This is a genomic window from Variovorax pasteuri (genome assembly GCF_051216435.1).
In the GTDB taxonomy this organism is placed as follows: domain Bacteria; phylum Pseudomonadota; class Gammaproteobacteria; order Burkholderiales; family Burkholderiaceae_C; genus Variovorax.
Genome location: NZ_JBPJZS010000007.1, coordinates 305605 through 323260 on the forward strand (window position 1 = coordinate 305605; position 17656 = coordinate 323260).

Here is a 17656-nt window from a genome sequence, read left to right on the forward strand (position 1 = left end):
ATTTTCCTTTTCGCACCCCTCGTCCGGTTCGCACCGTCGACAGTCCCGCGATGACACAACCTGTTTCCGCCCGGCTCAAGATCGGCCTGTCCGCCTGCTTCTCGCACGCCGACCCGGCCCGCTCGCTCTTCACCAACAAGACGCTGCAGTACGTCGAGCAATCGATCGCGCACTGGCTCATGTCCGCCGGCGCCATGGTGGTGATGGTGCCCTGCCCCACCGGCGAGACCGCGCGCGGCGACACCAAGCTGTCGCACTACGCCGAGTGGCTCGACGGCGTGGTGATGCACGGCGGCGCCGACGTGTGGCCCGGCAGCTACGGCGAAGTGCCGCTCAAGGATGCGTGGATCGGCGACCAGATCCGCGACCTCTACGACCTGGCGCTGGTGGAGGCCTTCGAGCAGGCCGGCAAGCCCATCTTCGGCGTGTGCCGCGGGCTGCAGCTCATCAATGTGGCCTTCGGCGGCACGCTCTACCAGGACATCGAGGCGCAGCACGACGGCGGGCTGCGCCACCGCGACCCGGTGACCTACGACCAGAACTTCCACCAGATCGAGGTGGTGGAGGGCACGCGCCTGTCCAAGCTGTTTCCCGACATAAAGACGGCGCGCGTCAACAGCATCCACCACCAGGGGGTGAAGGACATCGCGCCCGGCTTCGACATCGAGGCCTGGAGCCTGCCCGACCGCGTGCCCGAGGCCATCCGCCGCCGGCCGGACCGGGGCCGCAGCTACATCGCCGCCACCCAGTGGCACCCCGAGTTCCACAAGTACGGCAGCAACGAGACGGTCGACGACACGCCCATCCTGCACGACTTCCTGTGGGCCTGCGCCACCGCCAAGGTCGCGCCGCGCTCGTCGCTTCGCTCCAACACCGGCAAGATCCGCGACCGCGCGGCGCGGATGCTGCAGCGCGCGTTGCTCAGGCGCTGACAGCGCCGCTTCGCACTTCGCCGTCTCAGTGCCAGGCGGCGCGCACCAGCGCGCCCGGGTCGCTGGTGCCGGCGCTGATGCCCGTCACCGCGCCCCAGTCGGGGTCGAAGCGGCTGGACACGAACCCGGCCGAGGCCTGCGCGCTCGCGTGTTCCAGCATCAGGCAGGCCTGCGTCGAGAGCACCAGCCGCTGCGTGAAGCGGCGGGCCTGGCGCTCCAGGTCCTGCGGCGGCAGCTGCACCATCCGGCGCACGGCCTGCAGTTCGGCCAGCAGGCGCGGCTCGCCGGCCGCAATGCCCTGCAGCTGGTCGAGCACCAGGTGCACGTCGTCGGGATTGCGCGAGACGGCGCGCAGCACATCGAGGCACATCACGTTGCCCGAGCCTTCCCAGATCGAGTTGACCGGCGCCTCGCGGAACAGGCGGCCCATCGGCGCGTCTTCCACGTAGCCGTTGCCGCCGAACACTTCCATGGCTTCGCCGGTGAGTGCCACCGCGCGCTTGCAGTTCCAGAACTTGGCCGCGGGCGTGAGCAGGCGGCGCCAGGCCGTGTCGATCGGCGCTGCGGAGCCGAAGCGCGAGGCCAGGCCCATCGCCAGCAGCGTGGCGCCTTCGGACTCCAGCGCCATGTCGCCCAGCAGCTCGGTCATCACCGGCTGGTCGACCAGCGCCTTGCCGAAGGCGTAGCGGTTGCGCGTGTAGTGCAGCGCCTGCGCGAAGGCCTGGCGCATGAAGCCGGCGCTGGACAGCGCGCAATCGAGCCGGGTGACGGTCGCCATCTCGATGATGGTCGGGATGCCGCGGCCCTCGTCGCCCACCCGCACGCCCCAGGCCTCCTTGAACTCCACCTCGCTGCTGGCGTTGGAGCGGTTGCCCACCTTGTCCTTCAGGCGCTGGATGTGAACGGGGTTCCTGCTGCCGTCGGGCCGCCAGCGCGGCACGAAGAAGCACGAGGCGCCGTGCTCGTCGGTCCTGGCCAGCACCAGGTGGCCGTCGCACATCGGCGCCGAGAAGAACCACTTGTGGCCGGTGATGAGGAATTCCTCGCCCCATGGGCCGCTGCCGGCCGGCACGGCGCGCGTGGTGTTGCTGCGCACGTCGCTGCCGCCCTGCTTCTCGGTCATGCCCATGCCGACGGTCATCGAGGCCTTGCCCTCGAGCGGGATGTCGCGCGGGTCGTGTTCGTTGGAGGCAAGCTTGTCGCGCACGGCCGCGTACAGCGCCGCGTTGCGCCGCATCACCGGGATGCAGGCCTTGGTCATGGTGGTCGGGCAGGTCGAGCCCGACTCGATCTGGCTGTGCATGTACAGCGACGCGCCGTAGCCCACCCAGGCCGAAGGCCGCTCGTCGAAGAACGGCAGGTTGGCGATGCCGTTGCGCCGCGCGATGGTCATCATGGTGTGCCAGGCGGGGTGGAACTCCACCTGGTCGATGCGCTCGCCGATGCGCGAGTGCGTGTGCAGCTCGGGCTCGTGGCGGTTGGCTTTCTCGGCGGCGCGCAGCGTGGCTTCGGCGCCGTACTCCGCGCCCTGGCGCACCAGTTCGGCGTCGCGCCATTCGGCGCCACCGCGCGCCACCGCGCCGCGCAGCGCGGGGTCGCTGGTGTAGACGTTGTAGTCCTTGAGTTCGGGAACCTGGTTGTCGAGGTGGATGCCGGTGGCGGTGGTCATGGGTGTCTCCTTGTGTCGGCTGTATCGGAGAAGAAGCTCCGGAAAGGTTCAGGCGGCGCCCTTTCGCGCAAGGCCACTGCAGAATCCGTTCGATGGGTTCGAAAATTCTAGGAACAACACGCCCGCAGGGTGTTCGGGTTCGGCGCGCATGACAAGCCCTCGCGCCGCGGCCGCCGCCCCGAGGAGAAAGCCGCGCCAGTCCCGCGCGCGCCACACCTCGCAGGCGCTGCAGGAGGCCTTTGTTCGGCTTTGGGTCGAGAAGGGCTACGCGGCAGTCACCATCCGCGAGATCGCGGCCGTGGCCGGCACGGGGCTTGGCAGCTTCTACGAGTACTTCGAGAACAAGGATGACCTGGCGCGCGTCTGCCTGCACCTGCGCTCCAAGGCGCTGCTGCTGGGCATGCGCGCGGCGGTCGCCTCGCATGCGGGCCGGCCGCTGCGCGACATCGTGGACGCGGTGATCGATGCGCAGCTCGACGCCCACCGCGAGCAGCCGCTGGCCTGGGGTGCGCACTATCTGCTGGAGCGCCATCTCTCCAGCCCCGAGGCCTACCGAAAGATGTACGACCGCTTCGTGGGCGAGTGGGTGGGCGCGCTCGACGCCGCCTGCGACCTGGCGGCCGACGGCTGCAGGAAAGGCATCGAGAAGAAGGAGATGGCCCGCGTGTGCCAGACCCTCCTCTACGGCCTGGTGGCGCACACGTACATCGGCACCGGCGGGCGGCCCGACCTGCAGGCGCTGTCACGGCAGCTGCGTGGCGCGTTGCACGGCTACCTGGCCGGCGTGGCCTGAGCGGCCGGGCTTGTCAGCGCGACTTGTTCGTCGTGTTGCTCACGCCGGCGTCGATGGTGCCGAACACCGTGATGCCGCTGCCGCCGGTCGCGCCCGATGCGTTCGCGCCGCTGCCGGCCGATCCCGTGCCCGCGCAGCCCGACACCAGCGCGCCCATGGCGATCACGAACACGGCTGAAATGAATGGCTTCACTGGAAACTCCAAGAGAGAGGGGATGGACACTGCCGGTTCACTATAGGCCGCGCGGCGGCCCGCCCTTCACAACAAGCCCGCCAGCGGCAGGGTTGTTGTGACAGGGCCGGCTTCATCGCCGCGGGTCCGTGGCCAGCAGCATCTCGACCATCGACTGCAGGTGCGCCTGCAGCCGCGCCGCGCCGGCTTCGTCCAGCGCCAGCGTGGCCTCGTCCATGTAGAGCTTGCGGTTGATCTCCACCTGGATGCTGTGCCGGTTCGCCGCCGGGTTGCCGTTGCGGCGCACCAGTTCCACGCCCTTGTAGGGGTGGTTGTAGTCCACGCTGTAGCCCATGCCGCGCAGGTGCTCGCAGATCTTGCGCGACAGCGCCGGGTCGGCCGTGCTGCCGTCGCGGTCGCCGATCACGAAGTCGGCATGCGCCAGCCCCGGAAAGTCGGTCGCGTGGCTGGCCGCGATGGCCGGCATCGAGTGGCAGTTGATGTGGATGGCGTAGCCGTGGCGCGCATGCGCCTCGTCCACCGCCTGCGCCACGGCCGCGTGGTATGGGCGCCAGCAGCTGTCGATGCGACGGCGCACCTCGTCGACCGGCAACTGCCGGTCGTAGATCGGCAGGCCCTCGTCGGTGAGCTTCCAGATCAGGCCCTTGCCCAGGCGCACCTTCGACAGCACGCGCGGGTCGGTGGAGACCGGGTCGGTCCATTCGCCGTCGAGCATCGTGGTGTCGATCTCGGTCGTGTCGCGGTTGGCGTCGAGGTAGCTGCGCGGAAAGTGCGCCTCCACCCAGGCCGCGCCCAGTTCGGGCGCGAAGGCGTAGAGCTTCTCCACGTGCGTGTCCTCGGCCCGGCGCAGCGTCGCGAGTTCGCGCACCGTGCCGAAGTCCTCGGGGTAGACGGTGCCGCTGTGCGGGGAGTCCAGCACCAGCGGCGTGTGCCCGGCGACGCTGGTCACCTGGGCGCGGTTTTGAATCAGTTTCAGGACTGGATGCATAGGCAGGTGCGGCTCAGTCCAATCGGACGCGCGCGAATTCGGCCACCTTCTTCATCTTGTCGATCTCGCTGGCGATCTGCTTGGTGAACTGGGCCGGCGTGGTGCCCGAGGCGTACAGGCCCTGCAGCGCGAGGCGCTCGCGCACCGAGGCGTCCTTCAGCGCGGTGGCCACGGCCTGCTGCATGCGCAGCACCAGGTCGGCCGGCGTGCCGGCGGGCGCGATCATGCCGAACCACGACGGGTCGTTGTTCGCCGGGTAGCCGAGCTCGCCGTAGGTCGGCACGTCGGGCAGCACGTCGAGGCGGCCGGTCCATGAGACGGCCAGCGCCTTCAGCTTGCCCGACTTCACGTGCGGCAGCGACGAGGCCACCTGGTCGAAGTACACCGGCACTTCGCCCGCGAGCACGTCGTTGATGGCCGGGCCCGCACCGCGGTAGGGGATGTGCACCATCGAGGTTCCCGTGCTGCTCTTGAACAGCTCGCCCCACATGTGGCCGATGGTGCCGTTGCCCGGCGAGGCGTACGACACCTTGCCCGGGTTGGCCTTCAGGTACTTCACCAGTTCGGCGAAGTTGGCCACCGGCAGCTTGGCGGGGTTGATGACGATCACGCCCGGCGCCTTGACGATCTCGGTCACGGCGGTAAAGCCCTTGATCGGGTCGTACGGCAGCTTCTGGTACACGGCCGGGTTCACGCCGTGCGTGGACAGCGTGGCAATGCCGAAGGTCAGGCCGTCCGGCGTGGCGCGGGCCAGCTCTGCCATGCCGATGGAGCCGCCGGCGCCGGCGCGGTTGTCGATGACCACGGGCTGCTGCAGGATCTTGGCAATGGGCTCGCCGAGCACGCGGGCCGTGATGTCGGTGGCGCCGCCGGGCGGGAAGGGCACGACCAGGCGGATCGGCTTGCCTTGGGCAAAGGATATTCCTGGAAGGATAGAAGCGGCAGCCAGCGTGGAAATGAAATGACGACGTTGCATGGGGTGTATTCCAATGTGCATTGAGAGTGAAGAAGCGATTTGCCACCTCACTTGAAGCAAAGGATATACCCGCTAATATTCCGATTCGGAATGTTTTAATCGCGATCCTTCAAGGTCCTTGCCATGTCGCTGCGCCGTCTCAACCCTCCCCTGAATCTGCTGCGCGCCTTTTCGACCGTGGTGCGCTTCGGCGGCGTCTCGCGCGCGGCCGAGGCGCTGCACCTCACGCAGGGCGCCGTCAGCAAGCAGGTGCAGGAGCTCGAGCGCTGGATCGGCGCGCCGCTGTTCGAGCGCAGCCGCAAGCGCCTGGCCCTCACGCCCGCCGGCGAGCGCTACGAGAAGGCGGTGCGCGCCACGCTCGCGCAGCTGGAGGCGGCCACGCTGGAGCTCATCACCAGCGGCGACGGCGGTGGCGCGCTGCACCTGTCGACCCTGCCCACCTTCGGCGCGAAGTGGCTGATTCCGCGGCTGCCCGATTTCCAGCGCCTGCACCCGCAGATCACGCTGCATTTCGTGCCCTTCGTGCACGGCTACGACTTCGAGCGGCCCGAGCTCGACTGCGCCATTCTTTTCGGCGACGGCCACTGGCCCGGCGCCCGCTCCCACTACCTCGCGGGACAGGACGTGGCGCTGATCGCGCCGCGCGCGGCGCAGGCCGAGGTGGTCATCCGCTCGCCGCAGGACGTGGCGCGCTGCACGCTGCTGCGCCACGTGACGGTGCCGCAGTCGTGGCTGCAATGGAGCGAGGCGCACGGCGTGCGCGGGCTCGACCCGCTTGCCGGCCCGCAGTTCGACCAGTTCCAGACCATGATCCGCGCCGTGATGGTGGGCATGGGCGTGGCGCTGGTGCCGCGCTGCCTGGTGCAGGACGAGATCGCCTCGGGGCTGGTGGACGAGCCGCTGCCCGGCGGCGGCTACCGCGGCGGCCAGGGCTACTGGTTCTGCTACCCCGAAGGGCGGGGCCAGCTGGCCACGCTCGACCATTTCCGCAGCTGGCTGCTGGCCGAGGTCGACCGGGGCAAGGACGCGTTGACCGCCGCGCCGGCGTGACGGCGTGACAGCGGCAAGGTGCGGCAGGACGCGGCAAGGGGCCCGCGCCCTGCCCTTGTCGTGGTTACTCGGGCTTGGCGCCCGAGGCCTTCACCGCCGCACCCCAGACCCCGATCTCGCTCGCCACGAAGCGGTCGAACTCGGCCGGCGTCGTGGGGGCGGGCTCGGAGCCGCGCTCGCGGATGAAGCGCGCCATCTGCTCGCCCTTCAGGATGTCGGTCACCTCGTGGTTCAGGCGCTCGACGATGTCCGCCGGCGTGCCGCGCGGCGCCATCAGGCCGAGCCAGCCCACGGCCTCGAAATTCGCGGTGCCCGGCACGCCGGTCTCGCGCACCGCGGGCACCTCGGGCAGCTGCGAGGAGCGCGTGGCCGAGGTCACGGCCAGCGCCACCGCCTTGCCCGACTTGATGTGCGGCAGCGCGGCCGTCACCGAATCGATCATCAGCGGCACCTGGTTGCCCAGGAAGTCCGACTGCGCCGGCCCGCTGCCGCGGTAGGGAATGTGCGTGATGAACACATGCGCCGCCGCCTTGTACATCTCGCCCGACAGGTGCTGCGTGCCACCGATGCCGGCGCTCGCGTAGCTCAGGCGCCCGGGCTCGGCCTTGGCGCGCGCGGTCAGGTCGGCCAGCGTGCGGATGCCGCTCTCCGGCGTGGCCAGGAACACCAGCGGCACCTTGGCGACCAGCGAGATGCCGACCAGGTCCTTTCTGGGGTCGAAGCCCGGCTTGGCGTAGAGCGTCTGGTTCACCGCCATCGCGCTGCCCGCCACCACCAGCGTGTAGCCGTCGGGCGCGGAACGCACCACGAACTCGGTGCCGATGTTGCTGCCGGCGCCGGCCTTGTTGTCGATGATCACCGGCTGGCCCAACCGCTTGCCGAGCTGCTCGGCCACCGCGCGGGCGAAGATGTCGGTGGCCTGCCCCGGCGGGAAGGGCACCACGAGCTTGATCGGCCTGTCGGGCCAGGCGGCGGCCTGCGCCGCGCCCGTGGCGGCCAGCAGCATCGCGGCCGCGGCCAGGGTGGCGAAGTGACGGCGCTGCATGCGGCTCACAGCGCCGAGAGGTGCTTGCCCACGATGCCCGCGAGTTCGAACATCGTCACCTGGTCCTTGCCGAACACCGGCTTCAACTTGGCGTCGGCATTGATCGCGCGCTTGTTGGTCGCGTCCTGCAGGCCGTTGGCCTTGATGTAGTCCCACAGCTTCTTGATGACCTCGGTGCGCGCCACCGGATCGGCGCCGATCACCGCGGCCAGCGAGTCGCTGGGCTTGAGGCCCGCGCCCGGCTTGCGGGGTGCCGCAGCCTTCTTCGCGGCCGGTGCCTTCTTGGCCGCGGGCGTCTTCTTCGCGGCCACCTTCTTGGCGGCCGCGGTCTTGGCCGCCGGCTTGCCGAAGGTCTTGCGCGGCGGGAATTTGCTGCCGCCCTCGCGCGGCGCGAACTCGAAGGTCACCTTGCCCTCTTCGGCGTTCCACGTCAGGAAGGCCTTGAAGGCACGGCGCGTGCGCATGCTCACGAACTTGTCGAGCAGGTCGGTCTTGCCGGTGGCGAGCAGCTTTTCCATCTGCGCTCGCTCCACCGGCTGCTGCAGGATGATCTTGCCGGTCTTGAAGGTGCAGCTCGGCGTGGGCTGCGCGTTGGTGGGCACCGACTTTTCGCACACATAGTTGCTGCCGTGCTCGAACACCGGCGCGCCGCACACCGGGCACGGGCCCACGGTGTCCTGCTCGCTGAAGTCGACGATCTCGCCCGTGTCGGCGTTCTTGTCGTCGCCGAAGTCGAACTCCAGCTTCCAGTTCTTTGCTTCCTCGTCGTACTTGATGACGATCTCGGAGGTGAAGGGCCAGCCGGCCTTGGAGCGGAAGCCGTCGATCGGGCCGATGTGCTTGTCGCGCAGCAGCGCCTCGGCCTCGGCCACCTCGAAGGTGCGCCCGGCCGGCGACTTGCCGAACGAGAAGCCGCAGGCGTCCTCGCCCGTGCCGCTCTTGCCGGTGCAGGCATAGCGGCGGTAGTTTTCCTTCACCACGCCGCCGCAGTTGGGGCACGGCGTCTGCAGCGTCGAGTAGTCGCCCGGCACGGTGTCGCGGTCGTACTCCTTGGCCTTCTTCACGATGTGCTCGGTCATCGCGGCGATCTCGCGCATGAAGGCGTCGCGGCTGAGCGCGCCCTTCTCCATCTGCGCGAGCTTGTATTCCCACTCGCCCGTGAGCTCGGCCTTGGAGAGCTCTTCCACGCCCAGGCCGCGCAGCAGCGTCATGAGCTGGAACGCCTTGGCCGTGGGAATGAGCTCGCGGCCTTCGCGCAGCATGTATTTCTCGGCGATCAGTCCTTCGATGGTGGCCGCGCGCGTGGCGGGCGTGCCCAGGCCCTTCTCCTGCATGGCTTCGCGCAGTTCGTCGTCGTCGATGGTCTTGCCCGCGCCTTCCATGGCGCCGAGCAGCGTGGCTTCGGAATAGCGCGCGGGTGGGCGTGTCTTCAGGCCCTTGATGTCGGCCGATTCGGTCTGCACGATCTCGCCCGGCTTCACCGGCACGAGGCGCTTGCCGTCCTTGTCGTCTTCCTTCTCGTCGTCCTGGGCTTCCTTGCCGTAGATCGCGAGCCAGCCCGGCTTGACCAGCACCTTGCCGTCGGTGCGGAACGGGTACTTCTTGCCGCCCTGCTCCACCGTGCTGATGCGCGTGGTCACCTGGTGCTCGGCACTCGGGAAGAACACCGACATGAAGCGGCGCACCACGAAGTCGTAGAGCTTCTGCTCGGCGTCGCTCAGGCCGCTGGGGGCCTGCAGGGTCGGGATGATGGCAAAGTGATCCGACACCTTGGCGTTGTCGAAGATGCGCTTGTTGGGCTTGACGTAGTTGCCGTCGACCGCCTGCTTGGCGAACGGCGCCAGGTGCTTCATGCCGCTGTCGGCGAGCATGGCCATGGTGTCCTTGACCACCGGCAGATAGTCTTCCGGCAGCGCGCGCGAATCGGTACGCGGGTAGGTCAGCGCCTTGTGGCGTTCGTACAGGCTCTGCGCCAGCGCGAGCGTGGTCTTGGCGCTGAAGCCGAAGCGGCCGTTGGCCTCGCGCTGCAGCGAGGTCAGGTCGAACAGCCCCGGCGAGGCCTGCGTGGTGGGCTTGCTTTCTTCGGTGACCGTGGCGGGCTTGCCGCGCGCGGCGTTGGCGATGGCCAGCGCTTCCTGCTCGTTCCACACGCGGTCCGCGCGCTGCTCGGGGTCGGGCTCGCCGTTGGCCTGCAGCGGCGCGTTGGCCTTCTTCCAGTCGGGGTTGAACCACTTGCCGGGATACGCGCCGGCCTCCGCGGCGAAGCTGCCGTGCACTTCCCAATAGTTGCGCGAGACGAACTTGCGGATCTGCTCCTCGCGCTCCACGACGACGGACAAGGTCGGCGTCTGCACGCGGCCCACGGTCGTGAGGAAGAAGCCGCCGTCGCGCGAATTGAACGCGGTCATGGCGCGCGTGCCGTTGATGCCCACCAGCCAGTCGGCCTCGGAGCGCGAGCGCGCGGCGTCGGCCAGGCCCTGCATCTGCTTTTCGGTGCGAAGCGCATCGAAGCCCTCGCGGATGGCCTGCGGCGTCATCGACTGCAGCCACAGGCGCTTGACCGGCTTGTTCAGCCCGGTCTTGCCGCCGGCGTACTGCTCGATCAGGCGGAAGATCAGCTCGCCCTCGCGGCCCGCGTCGCAGGCGTTGATCAGCTGCGTCACGTCCTTGCGCTTGGCCTGCTTGACCACCGCGTTCAGGCGCGTCTTCGTCTTGTCGACCGGCTTGAGGTCGAAGTGCGGCGGAATCACGGGGAGGTTGGCAAAGCTCCACTTGCCCCGCTTCACGTCGAACTCCTCGGGCGCCTGGATTTCGACCAGGTGACCGACGGCGCTGGTCACGACGTAGCTGTCGTTCTCGAAATGCTCGTCATGTTTGTCGAATTTGCCGGCCACCGGCGTGAGGGCACGGACGATGTCCTGTGCCACCGACGGCTTTTCTGCGATTACCAACGTCTTTGTCATCTAAGGGCTCTCTATACTGTGCGGCTTCCCGCGTGCGCACGCGTACACGCGCATGTGTGCACATTCAAACTAACAGACTTCGGCAATGCCTTCCAAAACCCCCATTTCCGGCGGCCGCCGAATTCAGATGCGCCGCTCCGATGTCCACGGCAACGGCGTCTTCGCCGTGCAGGACCTGGCCGAAGGCGAAACGCTGATCGAATACAAGGGCGAAGTCATCAACTGGAAGGAGGCGCTGCGTCGGCATCCGCACGACCCCGCCCAGCCGAACCACACGTTCTACTTCCACATCGATGACGGACGTGTGATCGACGGCAACGTCAAGGGCAACGACGCACGCTGGATCAACCACTCGTGCGAACCGAACTGCGAGGCCGACGAAGTCGATGGGCGCGTTTATATCAAGGCGCTGCGCAACATCGCTGCAGGCGAAGAGCTCAATTACGACTACGGCCTGATCATCGACGAGCCGTACACGCCCAAGCTGCTGTCGGAGTTTCCTTGCTGGTGCGGCTCGGAGCAGTGCCGCGGCACGCTCTTGACACCCAAGGATGAGGACGAAGAAAAGAAAAAGAAGAAGAAAGCCAAGAAGAAGGCTGAAAAGAAGAAGGCCGAGAAGAAGGAAGCCAAGAAAGCCGACAAGAAAGCCGACAAGAAGGCTGAGAAAAAGGACGAGCAAAAGAAGTCCAAGAAGGACAAGTCCGACAAGGACTGAGCATGGGCAACACCACGGCTGCCTGGCACGAGGACCGGATCGCCGCTGCGGTGGCGCCGCTGCTGCCCGGGTTCGCGGTCGAGGCCGTGGCCGAGATCGATTCCACCAACACCGAGCTCATGCGCCGCGCGCGCGCCGGCCGCGTCGAGCCGGTGCTGCTGGTGGCCGAGCACCAGACCGCGGGCCGCGGCCGCCTTGGCCGCGCGTGGCAGAGCGAGCAACAGAGCCGGGAGCAGACGTCGCTCCTGTTCTCGCTTGGCCTGCCTCTCGCACCGGCCGACTGGTCGGGCCTGTCGCTCGCCGTCGGCGTCAGCGTGGCCGAAAGCCTCGACCCGTCGGGCGAGCACAGGATCGGCCTCAAGTGGCCCAACGACATCTGGGTGAACGACCGCAAGCTGGTCGGCATCCTCATCGAAACCGCAATGCCGCACGCCGGCAGACCCGGTGCGCAGCGCTACGTGGTGATCGGCATCGGCATCAACATCGGCGCGCGCGACGCCGACGGCATGCGCACGCCGCCGGCCTGGCTGCGCCAGTGGCGTCCCCACGCCAGCGCACCCGAAGTGCTGGGCGAACTGGCCGAGCCGCTGGTGCGCAGCGTGCGCGAGTTCGAGGCCCGCGGCTTCGCCCCCTTCGCCGAACGTTTTGCCGCGCGCGACGTGCTGCGCGGGCGCGAGGTGGTGCTCAGCGACGGCACCGCCGGCCTGTGCGAAGGCGTGGCCTGGGGCGGTGAGCTGCAGGTGCGCACCGACGCCGGCCTGCAGCTGATCTCCAGCGACGAAGTGAGCGTGCGCCCTCGCGGCATGGCCTTCTGACCGGCATGAAGCTGCGCGCACTGCTCGTCGTCTTGCTGCTGGCCAACGCCGGCTACTTCCTGTGGACGCGCGGCGATCTCGCCGGCTTCGGCCTGGCGCCCGCGAGCCTCTACGAACGCGAGCCGCAGCGTGTTGCGCGCCAGATCCACCCCGAGTGGCTGCAGATCCGCAAGGACGTCAAGCCGGCCGCAGCCGTGCCCGCATCGACACCCGCGCCCGCATCGGCGCCAGCCCCGGCGCCCTCGCCCTGACGCCGTGGCTCAAGGCGCCGCTTCGCCCTCGAAGCGCACCGTGAACAGCGCCCCCGGCGGATGCTTGCCCGGATGCGCATCCTCCAGCTTCACCCGCGCATGGTGCTGGTTGGCAATTTCCCGCACGATCGGCAACCCCAGCCCCGAGCCGTCGGCCTCGTTGCCGAGCACGCGGTAGAACGGCTCGAACACCAGCTCGCGGTCGGTCTCGGCGATGCCCGGGCCGTTGTCCTCCACCTGCAGCAGCTGCACATGGCCGAAGGGGTCGGCCAGCACGCGCACGGTGATTAGGCCGGGGCGCTCGGGCGTCGAGGGCGTGTAGTTGATCGCGTTGTCCACCAGGTTGCGCACCAGCTCCTTCAGCAGCGTGACGTTGCCGTCGAACACCACGCCGGGCGCACCGGCCTCCGCGCCGTCGTAGCCCAGGTCGATGCGCTTCTCGATCGCGCGCGGCACGGCCTCGCGCACCACCTCGATGGTGAGCCGCGCCAGGTCGCAGGGCTGGTGGTGCGCGTGGGCGCTGTTGCCTTCGGCGCGCGCCAGCGACAGCAGCTGGTTCACCGTGTGCGTGGCGCGCTTGCTGGCGCGGCCGATCTGCTTGAGCGACTGCTTCAGTTCGTCGGCATTGGCGCCTTCGCGCTGCGCCAGGTCGGCCTGCATGCGCAGGCCCGCCAGCGGCGTCTTCAGCTGGTGCGCCGCGTCGGCCAGAAAGCGCTTCTGCGTGCCGATGGAGTCGTTGAGCTTGTCGAGCAGCTCGTTCACCGACGACACCAGCGGCACCACCTCCAGCGGCACCGACGATTCGTCCAGCGGGCTCAGGTCGCCGGGGCGCCGCTCGCGGATGCGCGCCTCCACCACCGACAGCGGCTTGATGCCGCGCACCAGCGCCAGCCAGATCAACAGCACCGCCAGCGGCAATATCGCGAACTGCGGCAGCAGCACGCCCTTGATGATCTCGGCCGCCAGCACCGACTGCTTCTCGCGCGTCTCGGCCAGCTGCAGCAGCGTGGGCGGCACGTCGTCGCTGCCGCTGGCGATCCACAGCGAGGCCACGCGCACCTCCTTGCCGTGCAGGGCGCTGTTGTGCAGGAAGACCTGGCCGGGCGGCAGCGGCTCGTCCAGGCCGGGCATCGGAAGTTCGCGATCGCCGCTGAGCAGCGTGTCATGACCATCGAGCAGCTGGTAGTACACGTGGCCGGCGTTGTCGGCGCGAAGGATCTCGCGCGCGGGCTGCGAGAGCACGAACTGCGTCTGCCCGTCCTTCACCGTCACGAGTTCGGCCAGCGCCTTGACGTTGTGCTCGAGCGCGCGGTCGAACGGTGCGTTGGCGATGCCCTGTGCCACCAGCCAGGTGACGCCGATGCTCACGGGCACGAGCAGCAGCAGCGGGGTGAGCATCCAGTCGAGGATTTCGCCGAAAAGAGAACGCTGGGCGCGCTGAAAGAGCTTCAAGGGGCTTCCTGGCTGGACGAAACAACGCTGACGCGCATGAACGAAGGTGCCGATCCGCAAGGGCTGCGTGCCGTTGAGGAGGGCGACCGGTTGTAGCTTCGGTGCGAAGTTTCCGCAATGCAGAAGTACCAGGGTGAACCGCACGCAGGTGCCCGCGCCCGCATTTCTCGTGATCCGCTCAAAGGGCGGCGCGAATGTGTTCGCACCGCCGGTGCCTGCAGTTCGATGGGGGAAGCCTCACTCGAACTTCGAGAAATAGTCCGAAAAAAATGCGACCGCGGCGGATATTTTTGCGGAATTGTCGGCGCGCTCGGAATAGACGGCCCAGATATTGGCCGGCTGCGAATAGGCCGGAAGCACCTGAATCAGCTGGCCGGTGCCGATATGAGGATTCAAATCCCATACCGACCGCAGCACGATGCCGTGGCCTTCAATAGCCCAGGCAACCGCTATCTCACCGTGATTCGTCGAGAGTTTTCCTTTGACCTTGACGCATTCTTCTCCGGCTGCACCACAAAGACGCCAGATCCCGAATGGGTGGTCGCGCTCCTTGATGATCAGGCATTTATGGAGCTCCAATTCCGCAAGGGAAGCGGGCGCGCCAAATTTTTTCAGATAGGACGGCGAGGCGCAGAGAATTCTGTGATTGCTTCCAAGGCGCTTCGCAATAAGTTGCGGAGAAATTTCGTCGCCAATTCTGATGTCGAGGTCGAAGCCCTGCTCCGCCAGATCCACAAGGTGGCTGAAGACTTCGAACCGAACGCTCAGAAGCGGATATCTGTCCATCAGCGATGAAATTGCGGGCCCTACGTGATTTCGGCCAAACCCGAAGCTGCTGCAGATGCGAATCGGGCCGCGAGGCTGCTGTTTGTGATCCGATATTTCCTCATACAGGAGGTTCACGTCGTTCAGTATTTTCTCGGCCCATCGATAGACGCGCTCCCCTGTCTGCGTGATGGCCACCACGCGCGTGGTCCGTGCAAAAAGCCTGCAATTCAAGATTTCCTCGAGGATGCGGATCCTCTTGCTGATGTAGGCGGGCGACGTACCCATTTCATTTGCCGCAAGAGAAAAGCCGCCTTTTCGAACCACGGCGACAAACACCCTCAAATCTTCGGGTGTGGGCAGATTGTTCATGAAGTGTGCACATCGAAAAAACCAAAATGTGGATTGTGGGTCAGGTTCCTGTTTTTAGAATCCGCACACAAGCTGCGCTCAGTGATTCTTCGCCTTTAATTGACGGCAATAGTTAATTTTTGTCGTGTGATTAAGGGTTCGAAACAATAACGGCCTTTTCAAGGCCGCATTGACGTCCAAAAGAAGGCATTGCGCGGCATTTTCATCTTGATTTTCAAATGGAGGCCGGTGGAATGAAGGCAGGTTCGCCAAATTACAGATACACCATATTTTTCATGGTGTTTGTTCTCGCACTGATCAACTATGTTGACCGGGGCGCAATTTCATATGCATCCGGAGACATCATCAGGGAATACGGCCTGGACAAGGCCTCCTGGGGCGCCGTCATGGGCTATTTCGGCTATGGCTACATGTTCGGTGCCCTGTTCGGGGGCGCAATGGCAGACCGCCTCGGGCCGCGAAAGGTATGGATCATTGCCGGGGTGGCCTGGTCGATCTTCGAGGTGGCGACGGCCTTTGCCGGCGAAATCGGCCTGATGTTCTTTGGTGGGTCCGCCTTGGCGGGATTTGCGTGCATTCGAATCCTTTTCGGACTGGCCGAAGGGCCGGCGTATTCGATCATCAACAAGACCAATTCCAATTGGGCGACCCAAAGCGAGCGCGGCCTCGTGGTGAGCATCGGATTGCTTTCCACCCCGTTGGGTGCCCTGCTCACTGCGCCCATTGCCGTCGGCCTGCTGGTTTTCACCGGAAGCTGGCGCGTGATGTTGATCGTCCTGGGGGTGAGCGGGCTTCTGTTCCTCGTTTTCTTCATGCGCGTCTTCACGAGCCGCCCCGAGGAAAATCCCCGGGTGAGCGCTGAAGAACTCGCATTGATCCGTGCGGGCCGCCAGCAAGAGAACCAGCCGGGCGCATCCGTCTCGGGCAAGGAACTGCCCTGGTGGAAATTTTTCCGCAGCAGCACGCTCGTCTTCAATGCCCTGGGCTACGGCGCATACATCTATGTCAATTTCCTGCTGCTGACATGGACGCCGAAATACCTGCAGGACCACTTCGGCTACAGCCTTTCTTCGCTGTGGTACCTGGGCATGATTCCCTGGGTGGGCGCATGCTTCACCGTCCTGCTGGGTGGAAAGCTCTCGGATTGGCTCTACCGGCGCACGTCCAGCCTCAAGATCGCGAGAAGCTGGTTTGCCGCGGCGTCGCTCGTTTGCACGGCGCTGGTGTTCGGCTCCATTTCGATGGCCGACAGCGCGGTGGCAGTCATTGCATTGATGACGTTGGGCAATGCCCTGAATGCGCTGCCCAACGCGGTGTTCTGGGCCGTCGTCATCGACACGGTGCCGTCGTCCCGGGTCGGCACCTTCAGCGGCATCACGCATTTCCTCGCCAACAGCTGCGTGGTTCTCGCGCCCACGCTGACGGGCGTGCTCGTTGCGAAGTACGGCTACGACTCGATGTTCGTCGCGGCATCCGTTGCAGCCGCGGTGGGCGCCTTGGCCATGCTGGTCGTTCGTCCGGGCGTGATGGCCGGACCAAAGGGAGCGAGATAAATGACGCTTCCACTCATCGCCATCGGCTCCATCGGCGGGACTGTCAGCATGCAGGCGCAGGCCGCGCAAAGCGGCGTCAGGCCTACCCTTTCGGTGGAGGAGTTGCTGTTGACGGTTCCCCAGCTCGCAGGCGTTGCGCGCTTCAGGGCCGAGACCATCCAGCTTCTTCCCAGCGCGTCGCTGGATTTCTCGATCCTGCTCGATGTGCTGAAGTGGGCAAAAACGCAAGTCGCCAGCGGCGCCGACGGCGTGGTGATCCTGCAGGGAACGGACACCCTGGAGGAGTCCTCGTTCTTCCTCGACCTGCTGTGGGACAGCGAAAAGCCGCTGGTTCTGACAGGCGCGATGCGCAACGCATCTCAGCCTGGAGCGGATGGCCCGGCCAATCTGTGGACGGCCGCGCTGGTCGCCCTGGAGCGGGAAAGTCGCCATCGGGGCGTGCTGGTCGCGTTCAACGATCAGGTCCATGAGGCCAAACGCATTCGCAAGAACAACACCCTGTCGGTTGCGGCGTTCGAGTCCCCGATTTTTGGCGCGTGCGGGGCGCTGATCGAAGACGCCATTCGCTATCACCGCCCGCCAGTTGCACGGTTGACATTTCCAGCGCCGGCCCGGGTCACAGGGAAGGTCGCATTGATCGAGGCCACTCTTTCCGCCGATACCGACTTGATCGAGCACGTCGGGAATTCCGGCTACGACGGCTTGGTGATCGGGGCATTCGGAGCGGGTCACGTGTCCGTGCAGTGGGCCGATGCGCTTGCAGCGGTGGCCAGGAAGATGCCGGTCGTCGTGTCCTCCAGGACCGGCGCGGGACCGACAGCGGAGAAAACCTATGGGTACAAGGGCGGAGAAATCGATCTTGCTGCCAACGGGATGGTGATGGCTGGATTTCTCTGCCCGAGGAAATCCAGGATCTTGTTGACGCTTGTGCTGGAGGCCGGGGCAACAAGCGTTCGCGAGGTCTTTCAGAAGCTCAATGCTGCGCAGTGCTGAGGCGGGTTTTCTTGCCGCATGCGCCGGCGGAGAGTCGGCTGGCTGTCGTCGACCGCGGTGGCACAGCGGCGCGCCGGGCCTCCTCCGCTGCGGGTCGCCCCGTTCGCAGAGGCAGGCAAGAAATCTCCGCC

At 66.6% G+C, this 17656-nt stretch carries 16 protein-coding genes; 8 read left to right on the forward strand and 8 right to left on the reverse strand.

From position 1 onward, the window contains the following. The first annotated feature begins 50 nt into the window (after positions 1–50). Positions 51–932: a gamma-glutamyl-gamma-aminobutyrate hydrolase family protein gene (locus ACSFBM_RS24575; protein ID WP_435486717.1), complete on the forward strand. Its 882-nt coding sequence runs from the start codon at positions 51–53 to the stop codon at positions 930–932. A gap of 25 nt (positions 933–957) precedes the next feature. Here the strand turns inward: ACSFBM_RS24575 and ACSFBM_RS24580 are convergent, their stop codons facing one another. After that, on the reverse strand, positions 958–2601 hold the full coding sequence (locus ACSFBM_RS24580) for an acyl-CoA dehydrogenase family protein (RefSeq protein WP_435486718.1): 1644 nt from the start codon (positions 2599–2601) through the stop codon (positions 958–960). A 148-nt stretch (positions 2602–2749) separates the two neighbouring features. Between ACSFBM_RS24580 and ACSFBM_RS24585 the strand changes: the two genes are divergently transcribed. Continuing rightward, a complete protein-coding gene (locus ACSFBM_RS24585) occupies positions 2750–3394 on the forward strand; it encodes a TetR/AcrR family transcriptional regulator (RefSeq protein ID WP_435486719.1) in 645 nt (214 codons plus the stop codon). A gap of 13 nt (positions 3395–3407) precedes the next feature. Here the strand turns inward: ACSFBM_RS24585 and ACSFBM_RS24590 are convergent, their stop codons facing one another. From ACSFBM_RS24590 to ACSFBM_RS24600, 3 genes are all read right to left on the reverse strand, one after another. Further along, entirely contained in the window at positions 3408–3587 is a 180-nt protein-coding gene (locus tag ACSFBM_RS24590) for a hypothetical protein (protein ID WP_435486720.1), read from the reverse strand. A 112-nt stretch (positions 3588–3699) separates the two neighbouring features. Then, a complete protein-coding gene (locus tag ACSFBM_RS24595; RefSeq protein ID WP_435486721.1) occupies positions 3700–4575 on the reverse strand; it encodes an N-formylglutamate amidohydrolase in 876 nt (291 codons plus the stop codon). A gap of 13 nt (positions 4576–4588) precedes the next feature. After that, on the reverse strand, positions 4589–5551 hold the full coding sequence (locus tag ACSFBM_RS24600; RefSeq protein WP_435486722.1) for a tripartite tricarboxylate transporter substrate binding protein BugE: 963 nt from the start codon (positions 5549–5551) through the stop codon (positions 4589–4591). Between the two features lie 123 nt (positions 5552–5674). Here ACSFBM_RS24600 and ACSFBM_RS24605 point away from each other — a divergent pair, with 123 nt between their 5' ends. After that, on the forward strand, positions 5675–6601 hold the full coding sequence (locus ACSFBM_RS24605; protein ID WP_435486723.1) for a LysR substrate-binding domain-containing protein: 927 nt from the start codon (positions 5675–5677) through the stop codon (positions 6599–6601). Between the two features lie 64 nt (positions 6602–6665). On the opposite strand, the gene ACSFBM_RS24610 is transcribed toward ACSFBM_RS24605, so the two are convergent. Then, the gene (locus tag ACSFBM_RS24610) at positions 6666–7646 is read right to left on the reverse strand and encodes a tripartite tricarboxylate transporter substrate binding protein (RefSeq protein WP_435486724.1); all 981 of its coding nucleotides are present in this window, start codon (positions 7644–7646) and stop codon (positions 6666–6668) included. A gap of 5 nt (positions 7647–7651) precedes the next feature. Next, positions 7652–10609 carry a DNA topoisomerase III gene (locus tag ACSFBM_RS24615; RefSeq protein ID WP_435486725.1) on the reverse strand — a complete coding sequence of 986 codons (2958 nt, stop codon included), beginning with the start codon at positions 10607–10609 and terminating at the stop codon, positions 7652–7654. Positions 10610–10694: 85 nt separating this feature from the next. Here ACSFBM_RS24615 and ACSFBM_RS24620 point away from each other — a divergent pair, with 85 nt between their 5' ends. The 3 genes from ACSFBM_RS24620 to ACSFBM_RS24630 are packed head-to-tail and all read left to right on the forward strand — an operon-like array spanning position 10695 to position 12390. Continuing rightward, positions 10695–11324, forward strand: a complete 630-nt coding sequence (locus ACSFBM_RS24620) for an SET domain-containing protein (protein ID WP_435486726.1) — start codon at positions 10695–10697, stop codon at positions 11322–11324. Positions 11325–11326: 2 nt separating this feature from the next. Further along, positions 11327–12139, forward strand: a complete 813-nt coding sequence (locus ACSFBM_RS24625) for a biotin--[acetyl-CoA-carboxylase] ligase (RefSeq protein WP_435486727.1) — start codon at positions 11327–11329, stop codon at positions 12137–12139. 5 nt (positions 12140–12144) lie between these two features. Beyond that, a complete protein-coding gene (locus tag ACSFBM_RS24630) occupies positions 12145–12390 on the forward strand; it encodes a sporulation protein (RefSeq protein ID WP_435486728.1) in 246 nt (81 codons plus the stop codon). A gap of 9 nt (positions 12391–12399) precedes the next feature. Here ACSFBM_RS24630 and ACSFBM_RS24635 read toward each other — a convergent pair whose 3' ends face one another. Together ACSFBM_RS24635 and ACSFBM_RS24640 are read right to left on the reverse strand one after the other, a co-directional pair. Then, complete coding sequence (locus tag ACSFBM_RS24635) at positions 12400–13842, reverse strand: sensor histidine kinase (RefSeq protein WP_435486729.1); 1443 nt, start codon at positions 13840–13842, stop codon at positions 12400–12402. Positions 13843–14079: 237 nt separating this feature from the next. Continuing rightward, entirely contained in the window at positions 14080–14979 is a 900-nt protein-coding gene (locus ACSFBM_RS24640) for a LysR substrate-binding domain-containing protein (protein WP_435486730.1), read from the reverse strand. A 233-nt stretch (positions 14980–15212) separates the two neighbouring features. Here ACSFBM_RS24640 and ACSFBM_RS24645 point away from each other — a divergent pair, with 233 nt between their 5' ends. Both ACSFBM_RS24645 and ACSFBM_RS24650 read left to right on the forward strand, forming a co-directional pair. Then, entirely contained in the window at positions 15213–16532 is a 1320-nt protein-coding gene (locus tag ACSFBM_RS24645) for an MFS transporter (protein ID WP_435486731.1), read from the forward strand. Then, the gene (locus tag ACSFBM_RS24650) at positions 16533–17525 is read left to right on the forward strand and encodes an asparaginase (protein WP_435486732.1); all 993 of its coding nucleotides are present in this window, start codon (positions 16533–16535) and stop codon (positions 17523–17525) included. Positions 17526–17656: the final 131 nt, after the last annotated feature.

Bases quoted from the DNA above. Each gene is read 5' to 3' on its own strand.
- ACSFBM_RS24620 (WP_435486726.1), top strand. From the start codon at position 10,695: ATGCCTTCCAAAACCCCCATTTCCGGCGGCCGCCGAATTCAGATGCGC.
- ACSFBM_RS24575 (WP_435486717.1), top strand. From the start codon at position 51: ATGACACAACCTGTTTCCGCCCGGCTCAAGATCGGCCTGTCCGCCTGC.
- ACSFBM_RS24605 (WP_435486723.1), top strand. From the start codon at position 5,675: ATGTCGCTGCGCCGTCTCAACCCTCCCCTGAATCTGCTGCGCGCCTTT.
- ACSFBM_RS24650 (WP_435486732.1), top strand. From the start codon at position 16,533: ATGACGCTTCCACTCATCGCCATCGGCTCCATCGGCGGGACTGTCAGC.
- ACSFBM_RS24595 (WP_435486721.1), bottom strand. From the start codon at position 4,575: ATGCATCCAGTCCTGAAACTGATTCAAAACCGCGCCCAGGTGACCAGC.
- ACSFBM_RS24580 (WP_435486718.1), bottom strand. From the start codon at position 2,601: ATGACCACCGCCACCGGCATCCACCTCGACAACCAGGTTCCCGAACTC.
- ACSFBM_RS24615 (WP_435486725.1), bottom strand. From the start codon at position 10,609: ATGACAAAGACGTTGGTAATCGCAGAAAAGCCGTCGGTGGCACAGGAC.
- ACSFBM_RS24645 (WP_435486731.1), top strand. From the start codon at position 15,213: ATGAAGGCAGGTTCGCCAAATTACAGATACACCATATTTTTCATGGTG.
- ACSFBM_RS24585 (WP_435486719.1), top strand. From the start codon at position 2,750: ATGACAAGCCCTCGCGCCGCGGCCGCCGCCCCGAGGAGAAAGCCGCGC.
- ACSFBM_RS24630 (WP_435486728.1), top strand. From the start codon at position 12,145: ATGAAGCTGCGCGCACTGCTCGTCGTCTTGCTGCTGGCCAACGCCGGC.
- ACSFBM_RS24600 (WP_435486722.1), bottom strand. From the start codon at position 5,551: ATGCAACGTCGTCATTTCATTTCCACGCTGGCTGCCGCTTCTATCCTT.
- ACSFBM_RS24610 (WP_435486724.1), bottom strand. From the start codon at position 7,646: ATGCAGCGCCGTCACTTCGCCACCCTGGCCGCGGCCGCGATGCTGCTG.
- ACSFBM_RS24625 (WP_435486727.1), top strand. From the start codon at position 11,327: ATGGGCAACACCACGGCTGCCTGGCACGAGGACCGGATCGCCGCTGCG.
- ACSFBM_RS24640 (WP_435486730.1), bottom strand. From the start codon at position 14,979: ATGAACAATCTGCCCACACCCGAAGATTTGAGGGTGTTTGTCGCCGTG.